Here is a 14,223-nt window from a genome sequence, read left to right on the forward strand (position 1 = left end):
CCAGGCAATGCGCCACCGCAAAAAGCGTGAAATTGTTTCCGGGAATCGTGATAGGGCGCGCGGGTGCGAACCCGTGGCCTGCCTCAGGTAAGCAGGCTCCAGCGGCCGTTGAGATAGAGCTCCAGAGGGCGATACTCCGACTTGTAGCTCATCTTGCGGCAATTCTTGATCCAGTAGCCCAGGTAGAGGTAGTCCAGGCCGAGTTCCCGGGTGCGCTCTATCTGCCACAGAATCGCATAGCGCCCCAGGCTGCGGTCGACCAGGTCGGGGTCGAAGAACGTGTAAATGGCCGATAAGCCATCCAGTAACTCGTCCACGACCGAGATCGCTGTGAGTTGGCCGCCGTGGTAAAAGCGGTAGTAGCGTGTGCATTCCCAGGCATTGTCGAGAAATGACTGATACTGTTCGCGATCGGGCGGATACATATCGCCGTCGGCGTGACGCTGTTCGATGTAGCGCTGGTAAAGCCCGAAGGCTGAGTGATCGCGGATATCGCTGGTGACTTCCACTTCCAGGTCGGTATTGCGTTTCAGGGCCCGCTTCTGGTTCCGGTTGGGCTTGAAACGCTTCACGGGAATGCGCGCGGGAATACAGGCATCGCAGCTGGAGCAGTGAGGACGGTACAGGTGATTGCCGCTGCGCCTGAACCCCAGTACCGACAGGTTGCTGTAAAGACCTTGATCGATCTCCTGGCGCGGGTCTACGAACAACGTCGTAGCCTCCTGTTCCTCCAGGTAGCTACAGCTGTGGGGGTAGGTCGTGTAGACCTTCAGGTCCCGCAGGGAAGACGTCACAACAATTCTCCACAAGTTGCCGGTAGGCGCCAGATCTCCGGATCATGGGCGACGTCTATAGTGTCCCTAAGCCGCTGTTCGAAGTCCAGTCTGGGCATATTGAATGCCCCGAGACTGTTCAGGTGTTCGCTCTCTACCTGGCAGTCAATCAATTCAAAGCCGCCCCGTGTCAGAATGTTGACCAACCCCACCAGGGCAACTTTGGAAGCGTCCGCCTCCAGACTGAACATGGACTCGCCAAAATACGCCCTGCCGATGGCAATACCATAGAGGCCCCCCACCAGTTCACCGGCGGGGTTATATACCTCGACAGAGTGGGCGTGGCCGATGTGGTGCAGGTCGGAGTAGGCCGCCAGCATATTGTCGCCTATCCAGGTGCCCAGGCCGTCGCCGCGCAGCTGCGCACAGTGGCGCATCACTGATTCAAAGTGCAGGTCGACCGACAGCCGGAACCGATTGCGACGTAGGGTTTTGCGCAGCGAGCGCGAGATGTGCAGTTGCCCGGGCAGCAATACAGAGCGGGGATCTGGCGTCCACCACAGCACCGGCTGGGGTTCTTCGTACCATGGGAATATACCGTGCCGGTAGGCTTCCAGCAGCCGCATGGGCGACAGATCACCGCCCACTGCGAGCAGACCGTTGGGGTAATCCAGGGCCTCGCCCGTGGGCGGGAAAGGCTCGTTGTCGGCAAGTTGGCTGATAGCGCGCATACACGCATTATACGCGCCCGTGACTTTGCGGGGCATGAAGTCACAAAAAAGGGCCGCAGAGGCGGCCCTTTTTGACGAAACACAGGCTGTTAGAGGTTGTCGAGATACTTCTCGGCATCCAGCGCCGCCATGCAGCCGAAGCCCGCAGAGGTGACGGCCTGGCGATAAACGTGATCGCCGACGTCGCCTGCGGCAAAGACACCCCGCACGCTGGTGCTGGTGGCGTTGCCATCCAGACCGCTCTTGATGACGATGTAGCCGTCTTTCATGTCAAGTTGGTTGACGAACATGTCCGTGTTGGGCTTGTGGCCAATGGCTATGAACACGCCCGCCAGGTCGATGTCCTGGGTGCTGTCGTCTTTCACTGACTTGATACGCATGCCGGTTACGCCGGAATCGTCACCGAGGACTTCATCGAGAGTATGGTCCCACATAATGGTGACCTTGCCTTCTTTCTCCTTGGCGAACAGGCGGTCCTGCAGCACTTTCTCGGAGCGCAGGGCGTCGCGGCGGTGAACCAGGGTGACGTGCTCGGCGATATTGGCCAGGTACAGCGCTTCCTCTACAGCGGTGTTGCCACCGCCAATCACTGCAACGTTTTTGCCGCGGTAAAAGAAACCGTCACAGGTGGCACAGGCGGATACGCCTTTCCCCATAAAAGCTTCTTCGCTGGGCAGGCCCAGATACTGGGCGGAGGCGCCGGTGGCGATGATCATTGCGTCACAGGTATAGCTGGAGGTGCCCTTGAGCACCATGGGGCGCGCTTCCAGGTCGACCTCGTCGATATGGTCGAACACGATTTCCGTGTCAAAGCGCTCAACATGCTCCTGCATGTTCTGCATCAGTTCGGGGCCCTGCAGGTGCGCGTGGCCACCGGGCCAGTTCTCTACCTCGGTGGTGGTGGTCAGCTGGCCACCTTGCTGCATACCGGTAATCACGACGGGATTGAGGTTTGCGCGGGCGGCGTAGACTGCGGCGGTATAGCCGGCGGGGCCACTGCCAAGGATGATCAGGGGAATATGTCTGGCTTCGCTCATTACTGCTGGTCCTGGATTGAGGTTGTGTTGGTTTCCGAAATGGGGGCGGACTATGGTAATTTAAAGGCAGGCGTCGGGCAAAGGCTCGGAGAATTCTAAAAGATAAACATAAGCCTTTGAATTAAATGAATAATTGAGCGACAATTAGTTGTCGCTATAGCATTTATAGCAACGCTTCATAGAAAAGCGTGGGCACAGGTACCAGGGACAATAATTACGTGGCAGAATCCACCGACAGCGAGACCTTTATGGGGCCAAGACTGCGCGAAGGGGCTTTTATTGGCGTGAGCGCCGTGTGCCTGTATCTGTTGCTGGCACTCGCAACTTACAGCGGCACTGATCCCGGCTGGTCAGCCAGTGGCAACGGCGGCGCTATCTCCAATCTTGGCGGCCCCACTGGCGCGTGGCTGGCAGACGTGTTTTTCTCCCTGGTTGGCTATGCGGCTTACCTGTTTCCCATTCTGCTGGCTTATCGCGCGCTAATCCTGCTGCTGGAGCGCAATAATCCCCATGGTTTCGACTGGGTCACGTTCGGCATTCGCACCCTGGGGCTAGTATTGGTCATGATTGCGGGCACAGCCCTGGCAGCCATGAACGATACCGGGCAGTCGTCCTTGCCGCAGGGCGCCGGCGGTATTCTCGGGCAGGCCATTGGCGGATCTTTTACCGTCGCGTTCAGTGCGGTTGGCAGCCGGCTGATTCTACTGGCAGTGCTGTTATTCGGCATGACCATATTCACCGACCTCAGCTGGCTCAAGCTGATGGACAAGCTCGGCTCCTGGGCGATTGCCGGTTTTGAGAAAAGCCGCGCGTCGGTCACCAAAACCTACGACGGGATTCGCGACAAGCGCGAGCGGGACAAGGCCGTGGAAGCGCGCAAGGTCGTCATTGAAGAGCACGTCGAAAAAGAGAAAAAGCGCAAACCGCCCAAGATCAAGCCGCTCAAGCCCAAGGCCGAAAAGTCCGAACGACTTGAGAAGGAAAAGCAGCAACCCCTGTTTGATGCGCCTGCCACCGGCGAATTGCCGCACCTGGAACTGCTGGACGCAGAGATCAAAGACCCGAATAAGGGCTATTCCAAAGAGGCGCTGGAGGCACTGTCGAAGCTGCTCGAACTCAAGCTCGCCGATTTCGGTGTCACCGCAGAGGTGACGGCGGTATACCCTGGGCCAGTGATTACACGCTTTGAAATCCAGCCGGCACCCGGCGTAAAGGTGTCGCGCATCTCCAATCTGGCCAAGGACCTGGCGCGTTCGCTGGCGGTTATATCAGTGCGGGTAGTGGAAGTGATTCCCGGCAAGTCCGTGGTGGGTATTGAAATCCCCAACGAAGACCGCGAGGTTGTGAATTTCCGCGAGGTGCTGTCTTCCAAGGCCTTTGATCAGTCCAAATCGCCGCTCACCCTGGCGCTGGGGCATGATATTTCCGGGCAACCGGTCTGTGCCGACCTGGCCAAGATGCCGCACCTGCTGGTGGCGGGCACCACCGGTTCGGGTAAATCTGTGGGCGTCAATGCCATGCTGCTCAGCCTCCTGTACAAGTCGGGTCCCGAGGACGTACGGCTGATTCTGGTCGACCCGAAGATGCTCGAACTCTCGGTTTATGACGGTATTCCACACCTGCTGACACCGGTGATTACCGACATGAAAGATGCGGCCAATGGTCTGCGGTGGTGTGTGGCTGAAATGGAGCGCCGTTATAAGCTGATGGCGGCCCTTGGGGTGCGCAACCTCGGCGGCTACAACCGCAAAATAGATGACGCCAAGAAAGCCGGCACCGAAATCCCCGATCCGCTGTGGACGCCGGATCCCATTTTTGCCGAAACCGACGAAGAGCAAACACCGCCGAACCTCGATCGTCTGCCCTCGATTGTGGTGGTGATTGATGAATTCGCCGACATGATGATGATCGTCGGCAAAAAAGTTGAAGAACTGATCGCGCGAATTGCCCAGAAGGCGAGGGCGGCCGGCATCCATTTGATTCTCGCCACGCAACGCCCCTCAGTGGATGTGATTACCGGCCTGATTAAGGCTAACGTGCCCACGCGTATCGCTTTCCAGGTGTCCTCGAAAGTGGATTCGCGCACCATTCTCGACCAGGGCGGGGCAGAGCAGTTGCTGGGTCACGGTGACATGCTGTACCTGCCGCCGGGTTCCGGTGTGCCCAATCGCGTCCACGGAGCATTCTGTTCCGATGAAGAAGTGCACCGGGTCGTCGCGGACTGGAAGAAGCGCGGCGAGCCGCTGTATATCGATGGACTGCTCGATGAGGGTGGCCAGACGCCGGTCACCGCCGGGGAACTCCAGGCCAATTCGTCAGACGGAGATAAGGAGGGTGACGCGCTTTACGACGAGGCGGTTCACTACGTGACCCAGAGTCGTCGCGCGTCGATATCCAGCGTTCAGCGCAAGCTGCGCATTGGCTATAACCGCGCTGCACGCCTGATTGAGTCGATGGAGGCCGCGGGTGTCGTGAGTGAAATGGGTACCAATGGTCAGCGCGAAGTGCTCGCGCCGCCGCCAGTAGAAGACTAAGACATGATAGCCACACGCGTTCTGGCAATTGCCGTATTGGGCCTGTGCTTTGTAGCAGGCATTGTTCGTTCCGAGGAAGATCCCGCTGCGGCGCTCACTGCCCAGTTAAAGGGGCTTACCCAGATGACCGGTCAATTTGTCCAGGACCAGTACGGCCCGGGCTCAGACGAGTTGATCAGTGTTAGCAAAGGCAGCTTCAGCTTGTTGCGGCCAGGTTACTTTGCCTGGGATATTCAATCGCCCGACAGCCAGTTGATCATTGCCGATCTGGACTACGTCTGGCATTTCGATCGAGATCTGGAAACGGTCACCCGCAGACCGGTGGACACCGGCGCTACCGCTTCACCGCTGCAGGTCCTCGGTGGCGATATAGAAACGCTGCGCCAGAACTACAGCATTGCCTCGCTCCCTGACGGCGTGTTTCGCCTGGTTCCCCGGGACGATCAGGCAGGATTCAAGGCGTTAACCCTGAGTCTGCCAGGCGGCGCGCTACAGGGCATGGTGGTCGTCGATGGCCTCGGCCAGCGGCTGGATATCCGCTTTAGCGAGCTCACTACCGAAGCTGGCCTGACACCGGCAGATTTCGCGTTCACGCCGCCTGAGGGCGTGGACCTTTTCTATCATGAGCAATGACCTGTTTGCTGCAACCGAGGATCCCGGCTATCAGCCTCTGGCCGCACGACTGAGGCCTGTTGATCTCGAGACCTACGCCGGGCAGACCCACGTGCTCGCGCCAGGTAAGCCGCTGCGGCGGGCGATCGATCAGCGCCACCTTCACTCCTGCATCTTCTGGGGCCCGCCGGGCGTGGGTAAAACCACCTTGGCGCGTATTGCTGCCCAGCAGGCAGATGCGCACTTCCTGCAGATTTCGGCGGTGTTATCCGGCGTTAAGGAAATTCGCGAGGCGATTGCCCAGGCGAGGCAGCACAAGGCCTCCGGCAAAGACACGGTGCTGTTTGTCGACGAGGTGCACCGCTTCAACAAGTCCCAACAGGACGCGTTTTTGCCCTATGTGGAGGACGGCACCGTTATTTTTATCGGTGCAACAACGGAAAACCCTTCCTTTGAACTCAACAATGCACTGCTGTCGCGCTCGCGGGTCTACAAGCTGCGCTCCCTGGACAGTGGCGAATTGCTCGGTGTGCTGCAGCGAGGTGCTGCGCTACTCGGTGACGACATCCAGGTGTCGCAAGCCTGTCTCGAGCTCATTGCAGCACAGGCGGACGGCGACGCCCGCCGGGCCCTCAATCTGCTGGAGCTGGCCGCTGATCTGGCCGATAACGGGGTTATTACCGAGGAAACCCTGGCGGAAGTGCTACAGGCCTCGCTGCGGCGTTTTGACAAGGGCGGCGACCTTTTTTACGACCAGATCAGCGCGCTGCACAAGGCGGTGCGGGGCAGTGCACCCGACGCGGCACTGTACTGGTTCTGCCGAATGCTCGACGGCGGCTGTGATCCTTTATATGTGGCTCGGCGCGTGGTGCGTATGGCCAGTGAAGACATCGGCAATGCCGACCCTCGCGCCCTGACAATCAGCCTAGATGCCTGGCAGGTACAGGAACGTCTTGGCAGCCCTGAGGGCGAGTTGGCTGTCGCCCAGGCCATTGTCTATCTATCCTGCGCTGCCAAAAGCAATGCAGTGTATAACGCCTATAACGTGGCGCGCAGCGAGATCGGCGCCGGCGAGAGCGAGGAGGTGCCGCTGCACCTGCGCAACGCCCCCACCAACCTGATGAAAGACATGGATTACGGTGCGGAGTATCGCTACGCCCACGATGAGGAGGGCGGCTATGCCGCGGGGGAGAATTACTTCCCTGAGTCTCTGCGCGATCGCCAGTATTATTTCCCTGTTGATCGGGGCCTGGAAAAGAAAATTCAGGAAAAACTAGACTACCTGCGCGCGCGAGACAAAAGCAGTACAATACGCCGCTACGATTAAGCCACTCCGCCTGATCTCATGAAATACCTGCTGTTTATTGCCCTCGGCGGCGCTGCCGGTGCCGTGTCACGCTATCTGCTTGCAGGCTGGATTCACCAGCTGTGGGAAGGCCGCTGGCCCGTGGGAACGCTGCTGGTCAATATGGCAGGCTCCTTCGCTATCGGGGTTGTATTTGTCCTCGTCGAGCGACAGGTGGTTCACCCGGATTGGCGCGGAGTGCTTATGGTGGGCTTTCTGGGAGCGTTTACGACGTTCTCGACGTTCTCCCTAGAAACCATAGCCATGTTCGAGAACGGACACACGGCGCACGCCCTAGGTTATATGGCTGCCAGCTCCGTTTTGTGCGTTCTGATGGCTGGAATATCGATTCAATTGACGCGGGCGATTGTCTGAACCCGCTGACTGGTTAGTTTAGGAAACACATTATGTTGGATATCAAGGTCGTTCGGCAGGACCCACAAGCGGTTGCCGACGCACTGAAGAAACGCGGATTTGAATTTGACGTGGCCGGGTTTGTTGCCCTGGACGCGCGTCGCAAGCAGGCCGACGTGGAATCCCAGAATCTGTTGGCAGAGCGCAAGGCTGCATCGAAGCAGATTGGTGCGTTAATCGGCCAGGGTATGAGCGTAGATGACGCCAAGGCCCAGGTGAACGAAACACTGGAGAAAATTGCTGCCCAGATCGACGATCTGACCGGCGAAGCCAAGCAGGTACAGGCCGAGCTGGAAGACCTGTTGCTGGCCGTGCCCAATATCCCTGCAGACGAGGTTCCCGAGGGAGCCTCGGAAGACGACAACGTAGAGGTCGCCAGCTGGGGAGAACCTACTGCACTGGCGTTCGAAGCCAAAGATCATGTGGAGCTCGGTGAAGCACTGGGCGAGATGGACTTTGAGACGGCGGGCAAAATCACCGGCTCACGTTTCAACGTGATGTACGGCAATGTCGCCCGCATGCATCGCGCGCTCATTCAGTTCATGCTCAACCTGCACACCGGCGAGCATGGTTATAGCGAGATCTACGTCCCCTACATTGTGAATCGCGATTCCCTGCGTGGCACCGGACAGCTGCCCAAGTTTGAAGAGGACCTGTTCAAGCTAGAGACGGATCAGGGCTATTACCTGATCCCCACGGCCGAGGTGCCTGTGACCAATGTGGGCCGCGATCGTATATTTGACGATGCGGAACTGGGTGAGCAGGGCGTAAAGTTCGCTTGCCACACGCCGTGTTTTCGCAGCGAAGCCGGCAGCTATGGACGTGACACCCGCGGTATCATTCGCCAGCACCAGTTTGAAAAGGTCGAACTCGTGCAGTTTGTACGCCCAACCCAGTCTGACGACGCCCTCGAACAGCTCACCGGTCACGCGGAGAAGGTGCTGCAACGGCTGAACCTGCCGTACCGCAAGGTGATTCTGTGTGGCGGTGACATCGGTTTCTCCGCCCGCAAAACCTACGACCTGGAAGTGTGGCTGCCGGCGCAGAACACCTACCGTGAGATTTCCTCCTGCTCCAACTTCGGTGATTACCAGGCCCGCCGCATGCAGGCGCGCTGGCGCAACCCGGAAACGGGCAAGCCGGAGTTGCTGCACACCCTCAATGGCTCTGGCCTGGCTGTAGGCCGCACACTGGTCGCGATTATGGAGAACTATCAGCGCGACGACGGCAGCATCGAAGTGCCCGAGGCACTGCGACCCTACATGGGTGGCATCGAGGTGCTCATCGCCTGATGCAATACCTACCGGTCTGCTTCCGCCTTAGGGACGCGCCAGTTGTATTAGTGGGCGGCGGCACCGTCGGCACCCGCAAGGCGCGTCTGCTGCTCAGGGCTGGTGCAAATCTGACGGTGGTTGCCCCCGAGGTCAGCGATGAACTCGAGGGCCTGCTCGCAGAGCACGGCGGTATCTGGCAGCGCGCGGAGTACACAGAGACCGATTTGCATCACAAGCGGCTGGTGGTGGCCGCTACGCCCAATCGCGCTGTGAACGAGCAGATTCACGCCGACGCAACGGCTCTGAACCTGCCGGTGAATGTGGTCGATTCGCCGGATTTGTGCACGTTTATCTTTCCCTCCATCGTCGACCGCGATCCGCTTATCATCGCCATTAGTAGTAGCGGCCGCAGCCCGGTGCTGGCGCGTCAACTGCGCCGCAAGATCGAGGCCATGGTGCCCGGCGCCTACGGCGCATTGGCAGAATTTGCAGGTCGCTATCGCGATCGAGTGAAGCAGGCCATCCCTGAGGAGACGCCACGGCGCTTGTTCTGGGAGCAGGTGATGGAGGGCACAGTTGCGGAACAGGTCATGGGCGGCCGTGAAAGCCGCGCCGAGGAGCTCCTGGAAGAGCAACTGGCTAACACTGAAGCTCATTATGTCGGTGAGGTATATCTCATCGGTGCAGGCCCGGGCGATCCGGACCTGATGACATTCAAGGCCGCGCGCCTGTTACAGACGGCCGACGTGGTGCTCTACGACCGCCTGGTATCGGAACCGATTCTGGAAATGGCGCGCCGCGATGCGGAACGCATTTACGTTGGCAAGCGCCGCGATGATCACGCGGTGCCACAAAACGAGATCAACCAATTGCTGGTAGACCTGGCGAAAGAGGGCAAGCGGGTAGTGCGCCTCAAGGGTGGCGACCCCTTTGTATTTGGCCGCGGCGGCGAAGAAATCGAACTTCTGGCCCAGCACCAGATACCTTTCCAGGTCGTGCCCGGCATTACCGCCGGCAACGGCGCGGCCTGCTACTCGGGCATACCGCTAACCCATCGCGACCACGCTCAGTCGGTGCGTTTTGCCACAGGGCATCTCAGGGATGGCAGCATCAATCTGGACTGGGAGCAGTTTCAGTCAGAGACGGAGACGCTGGTGTTCTACATGGGACTGGTGGGTCTGCCGGTCATCTGCGAACAACTTGTGGCCCATGGTCGACGAGCCGATACGCCGATCGCACTGATTGAACGGGCGACGACCAAAGAGCAGCGCGTGCTGACTGGTACCTTGTCGACGATTGTAGAGATCGTTGAGCGTGAAAAGCCTCGAGCTCCTACGCTGATCATTGTAGGCAGTGTGGTCTTGTTGCACGATGATCTTGCCTGGTTTCGCGGGCGTTAGGTTTTCTCTAGAGCTCACCCGACAGAGGTGCGGCTAGATATTGTCGGCGCTATTCGTTTTTATCTATGTGTGCCTGTTTGATGTCACTGCACGATGGTTCCGCTTGGTTCCGTGGTCAATGGGCCTGTTCTGAATAGCCGGCACAGGCACCGCATTAGCCCTTCCGGGACCAATTCATGCCCATCCACGGGACGCCAAAGCGACCCACGGATGTGCTTGTAGCGGTTTCCGAGAAGCTTCAGGCAGGCCCGGGCCGGTCAGCCAGAATAAAACCTACAGACACAAAAAAGGCGAGCCGAAGCCCGCCTTTTCAGTACCGAACAGGAAGCTTACATGTTCGGGTAGTTCGGACCGCCGAAACCTTCTGGGGTCACCCAGGTGATGTTCTGGGAGGGGTCCTTGATGTCACAGGTCTTACAGTGAACACAGTTCTGGCCGTTGATCTGGAAACGCTTGCTGCCATCTTCCTCTTCAACAATCTCGTAAACACCTGCGGGGCAGTAGCGCTGCGCCGGCTCATCCCACTTCGGATAGTTCACATCCATTGGAATGGAAGCGTCCTTCAGGGTGAGGTGGCAGGGCTGATCTTCCTCGTGGTTGGTGTTCGAGAGGAATACCGAGGAGAGACGGTCGAAGCTGATCTTGTTGTCCGGCTTGGGGTACTCGATCTGCTTGGCTTCAGCCGCGGGCTTCATGGTCGCGTAGTCAGGCTTGTCGTCATTCAGGGTGAAGGGCAGTTTGCCGCCGAAGATGTTCTGGTCGAGCCAGACCATGGCGGAGCCAATCAAGAAACCGAACTTGTGCATGAAGCCGGAGAAGTTACGGGTGGTGTACAGCTCTTCGTAGGCCCAGGAGGCTTCGAAGGCCGTTGCAAAGCTGTCCAGGTCAGATTTGCGTTCTTCGCCCTGGCCAATCGCTTCGACTACGGCTTCAGCCGCAACCATACCGCTCTTCATGGCAGTGTGGTTACCCTTGATCTTCACTGAGTTCAGGGTGCCGGCATCACAGCCAATGATCAGGCCGCCTGGAAAGTGCATCTTGGGTAGCGAGTTGTAGCCGCCCTTGGTGATGGCGCGGGCGCCGTAGGTGAGGCGAGTACCGCCTTCGATCACCTTGCTCACGGTGGGGTGGTGCTTCCAGCGCTGGAATTCCTCGAAGGGACTCAGGTGCGGGTTGGAATAGTTCAGATCGGTGATCAGGCCCAGGAATACCTGGTTGTTCTCGGCGTGGTACAGGAAGCCGCCGCCGGTGGCGCTGTTTTCGGACAGGGGCCAGCCCAGGCCGTGTTCTACGGTGCCTTCATCGTGCTTGGCGGGGTCGATTTCCCAGATTTCCTTGATGCCGATGCCGTAATGCTGGGGGTCTTTGCCCGCATCCAGGCCGAACTTCTCGATCAGCTGCTTGCCCAGGTGGCCGCGGCAGCCTTCGGCGAACAGCGTGTATTTGGCGTGCAGTTCCATGCCGGGCATGTAGGAGTCCTTGTGGCTGCCGTCTTCGGCAATGCCCATATCGCCGGTGGCGATACCTTTGACGCTGCCATCTTCGTTGAACAGCACTTCAGAGGCGGCAAAGCCCGGGTAGACCTCAACACCCAGTCCTTCGGCCTGCTCGGCGAGCCAGCGGCAGACATTACCCATGGAGACGATGTAGTTACCGTCGTTGTGGGTGGGCTTGGGAATAAAGAAGTTGGGCAGGGTGATAGCGCCGGTAGCGCTGGTATAGAAGTAGAACTTGTCACCTTTCACCTTGGTGTTGAGTGGGGCACCCAGTTCCTCCCAGTTGGGGAACAACTCGTTCAGGGCGCGGGGCTCTAATACAGCACCAGACAGGGTGTGAGCTCCGACCTCGGAGCCTTTTTCCACGACGCAGACAGTGATTTCCTGCTCTTTATCCTGAGCCAGCTGCATGATGCGACAAGCGGCGGACAGGCCAGCGGGGCCGGCGCCGACGATGACGACATCAAATTCCATCGATTCTCTTTCCACGGTGTGTTCCTCGTAATGTGTGGCGCCTGCCCGGGGAGCTGCCAGCCCCGGGAGATGCTTTCGTGTGTGGCAGCGGGCTTCTTGTAAGTTCGAGCCCGTCTCCTCAAAGGGACGCAAGTATATAATTTTTAGGGATAAATGACTATAAATCAGGGTGATGGCGAGAATCATCAATATGGCACATTTAGTCTACTTTCGTGTCGTTTATCGCCCTTGACCCGAGGGGGCAATATGGGCAAGATACCCCGCCGAAACACCATGTACCGGGCGCTTTTTGATCGCCCTGGCACCGCAAACCCACCCTTAACAATCGTATTGGAGAATCCATGAAGGTTCTTGTCGCCGTTAAACGCGTCGTTGACTACAACGTCAAAGTGCGCGCCAAAGCCGATGGTAGTGATGTTGACCTGAATAACGTCAAGATGGCTATCAACCCCTTCTGTGAAATCGCTGTAGAAGAGGCTGTACGCCTCAAGGAAGCGGGCACAGCAACCGAAGTTGTTGCCGTATCTATCGGCGACAAGTCTTGCCAGGAGCAGATCCGCACCGCACTCGCACTGGGCGCCGATCGCGGCATCCAGGTTGAGACTGAAGGCTCTGTAGAGCCCCTCGTAGTAGCCAAGCTGCTCAAGGGTGTCGTAGATAAAGAAGAGCCCCAGCTGGTCATCCTGGGCAAGCAGTCCATCGATGGTGACAACAACCAGACTGGGCAGATGCTGGGCGCCCTCGCGGGCATGCCCCAGGGTACTTTCGCTTCTGAAGTCGTTCTTGACGGCGACAAAGTGAACGTAACCCGTGAAGTTGACGGCGGTCTGCAAACAGTTGCATTGAACCTGCCTGCCATCGTCACTACTGACCTGCGTCTGAACGAGCCGCGCTACGCTTCTCTGCCTAACATCATGAAGGCNAAGAAGAAGCCGCTGGNCGTCATGNCTCCCGCCGATCTCGGCGTAGCAGTCACTTCCCACCTGGCTCAGGTGAGCGTTGAGCCGCCCGCCGAGCGTCAGGCCGGTATTAAGGTTGAAGATGTTGATCAGCTGATGGATAAACTGAAGAACGAGGCGAAGGTGATCTCATGAGCACTCTGGTAATTGCAGAACACGACAATGGCTCCCTGAAGGGCGCTACTCTGAACGCGGTAACTGCTGCCCAGGCGCTGGGTGGCGACATCGACATCCTGGTAGCAGGTGCTGGTTGTGATGGCGCAGCCCAGGCTGCTGCCGCTGTTGCTGGCGTTTCCAAGGTACTGGTAGCTGACAACGCTGCCTACGAGCACCAGCTGGCAGAGAACGTCAGCCTGCTGATCGCTGAAGTCGGTGCTGGCTACGACAACGTCGTTGCTCCGGCCACCGCCAACGCCAAGAACACCATGCCCCGCGTTGCGGCGCTGCTGGACGTGGCCCAGATCTCCGAAATCATCTCGGTAGAATCTGCTGACACTTTCAAGCGTCCTATCTATGCCGGTAACGTGATCGCTACTGTTAAGAGCAGCGATGCGAAGAAAGTCATCACCGTACGTACCACAGCATTTGACGCTGCTCCCGCCGAAGGCGGTTCTGCGGCTGTTGAAGCTGTAGGCGCAGCTCACGAGGCAGGCATCTCTGCCTTCGTTAGTGAAGAGGTGGCTGTTTCTGATCGTCCCGAACTGACTTCTGCTCCCATCGTTATCTCCGGTGGTCGCGGCATGCAGAACGGCGAAAACTTCAAGCTGCTGGAAGGCATTGCCGACAAATTGGGTGCCGCTATCGGCGCATCTCGCGCAGCGGTTGACGCGGGCTTCGTGCCCAACGACATGCAGGTTGGTCAGACAGGTAAAATTGTCGCTCCTGACCTCTACATCGCCGTGGGCATTTCCGGCGCGATCCAGCACCTTGCTGGTATGAAGGACTCTAAAGTCATTGTTGCTATCAACAAGGACGAAGACGCTCCGATCTTCCAGGTTGCCGACTACGGCCTCGTAGCTGACCTGTTTGACGCGCTGCCTGAGTTCGAAAGTACGCTGTAATTCAGCTACTTTTTGAATCTGCGAAGAACCGGCCCTTGTGGCCGGTTTTTTGTTTCTGGCAGGTCTATCCGGTGCGGTATCGCCAGTCATTCTTCTGAGACCGCTGCGAGGGT

At 58.4% G+C, this 14,223-nt stretch carries 12 protein-coding genes; 8 read left to right on the top strand and 4 right to left on the bottom strand.

Going from position 1 to position 14,223, the window contains the following annotated elements; genetic code table 11:
* Positions 1 to 83 precede the first annotated feature (83 nt).
* The 3 genes from A3709_RS20235 to trxB are packed head-to-tail and all read right to left on the bottom strand — an operon-like array spanning position 84 to position 2,541.
* Positions 84 to 794: an arginyltransferase gene (locus A3709_RS20235; protein ID WP_066058988.1), complete on the bottom strand. Its 711-nt coding sequence runs from the start codon at positions 792 to 794 to the stop codon at positions 84 to 86.
* Entirely contained in the window at positions 791 to 1,540 is a 750-nt protein-coding gene (gene aat / locus A3709_RS20240) for a leucyl/phenylalanyl-tRNA--protein transferase (protein WP_369795166.1), read from the bottom strand. The genes A3709_RS20235 and aat overlap by 4 nt, the downstream gene beginning before the upstream one ends.
* A gap of 53 nt (positions 1,541 to 1,593) precedes the next feature.
* Positions 1,594 to 2,541, bottom strand: a complete 948-nt coding sequence (trxB, locus tag A3709_RS20245) for a thioredoxin-disulfide reductase (RefSeq protein ID WP_066058992.1) — start codon at positions 2,539 to 2,541, stop codon at positions 1,594 to 1,596.
* A 248-nt stretch (positions 2,542 to 2,789) separates the two neighbouring features.
* On the opposite strand from trxB, the gene A3709_RS20250 reads away from it, so the two are divergent.
* From A3709_RS20250 to cysG, 6 genes are read left to right on the top strand one after another with little or no spacing between them, the layout of a single operon-like run.
* On the top strand, positions 2,790 to 5,075 hold the full coding sequence (locus A3709_RS20250; RefSeq protein WP_066059340.1) for a DNA translocase FtsK: 2,286 nt from the start codon (positions 2,790 to 2,792) through the stop codon (positions 5,073 to 5,075).
* A 3-nt stretch (positions 5,076 to 5,078) separates the two neighbouring features.
* Positions 5,079 to 5,708, top strand: a complete 630-nt coding sequence (gene lolA, locus A3709_RS20255) for an outer membrane lipoprotein chaperone LolA (RefSeq protein ID WP_066058995.1) — start codon at positions 5,079 to 5,081, stop codon at positions 5,706 to 5,708.
* Positions 5,698 to 7,014, top strand: a complete 1,317-nt coding sequence (locus A3709_RS20260; protein ID WP_066058998.1) for a replication-associated recombination protein A — start codon at positions 5,698 to 5,700, stop codon at positions 7,012 to 7,014. Before lolA ends, A3709_RS20260 begins: the two co-directional genes overlap by 11 nt.
* An 18-nt stretch (positions 7,015 to 7,032) precedes the next feature.
* Positions 7,033 to 7,407: a fluoride efflux transporter CrcB gene (gene crcB / locus A3709_RS20265; RefSeq protein ID WP_066059000.1), complete on the top strand. Its 375-nt coding sequence runs from the start codon at positions 7,033 to 7,035 to the stop codon at positions 7,405 to 7,407.
* A 32-nt stretch (positions 7,408 to 7,439) separates the two neighbouring features.
* Positions 7,440 to 8,738 carry a serine--tRNA ligase gene (serS, locus tag A3709_RS20270; RefSeq protein WP_066059003.1) on the top strand — a complete coding sequence of 433 codons (1,299 nt, stop codon included), beginning with the start codon at positions 7,440 to 7,442 and terminating at the stop codon, positions 8,736 to 8,738.
* On the top strand, positions 8,738 to 10,120 hold the full coding sequence (cysG, locus tag A3709_RS20275) for a siroheme synthase CysG (protein ID WP_066059006.1): 1,383 nt from the start codon (positions 8,738 to 8,740) through the stop codon (positions 10,118 to 10,120). Before serS ends, cysG begins: the two co-directional genes overlap by 1 nt.
* A 329-nt stretch (positions 10,121 to 10,449) precedes the next feature.
* Here cysG and A3709_RS20280 read toward each other — a convergent pair whose 3' ends face one another.
* Entirely contained in the window at positions 10,450 to 12,105 is a 1,656-nt protein-coding gene (locus A3709_RS20280; protein ID WP_066059009.1) for an electron transfer flavoprotein-ubiquinone oxidoreductase, read from the bottom strand.
* 326 nt (positions 12,106 to 12,431) lie between these two features.
* On the opposite strand from A3709_RS20280, the gene A3709_RS20285 reads away from it, so the two are divergent.
* Positions 12,432 to 13,184 (top strand): electron transfer flavoprotein subunit beta/FixA family protein, encoded by a 753-nt coding sequence (locus tag A3709_RS20285; protein WP_066059011.1) that lies wholly within the window; start codon positions 12,432 to 12,434, stop codon positions 13,182 to 13,184.
* Complete coding sequence (locus A3709_RS20290; protein WP_066059015.1) at positions 13,181 to 14,110, top strand: electron transfer flavoprotein subunit alpha/FixB family protein; 930 nt, start codon at positions 13,181 to 13,183, stop codon at positions 14,108 to 14,110. The genes A3709_RS20285 and A3709_RS20290 overlap by 4 nt, the downstream gene beginning before the upstream one ends.
* Positions 14,111 to 14,223 lie beyond the last annotated feature (113 nt).

Source organism: Halioglobus sp. HI00S01 (assembly GCF_001635445.1).
GTDB classification, from domain to species: domain Bacteria; phylum Pseudomonadota; class Gammaproteobacteria; order Pseudomonadales; family Halieaceae; genus Halioglobus; species Halioglobus japonicus.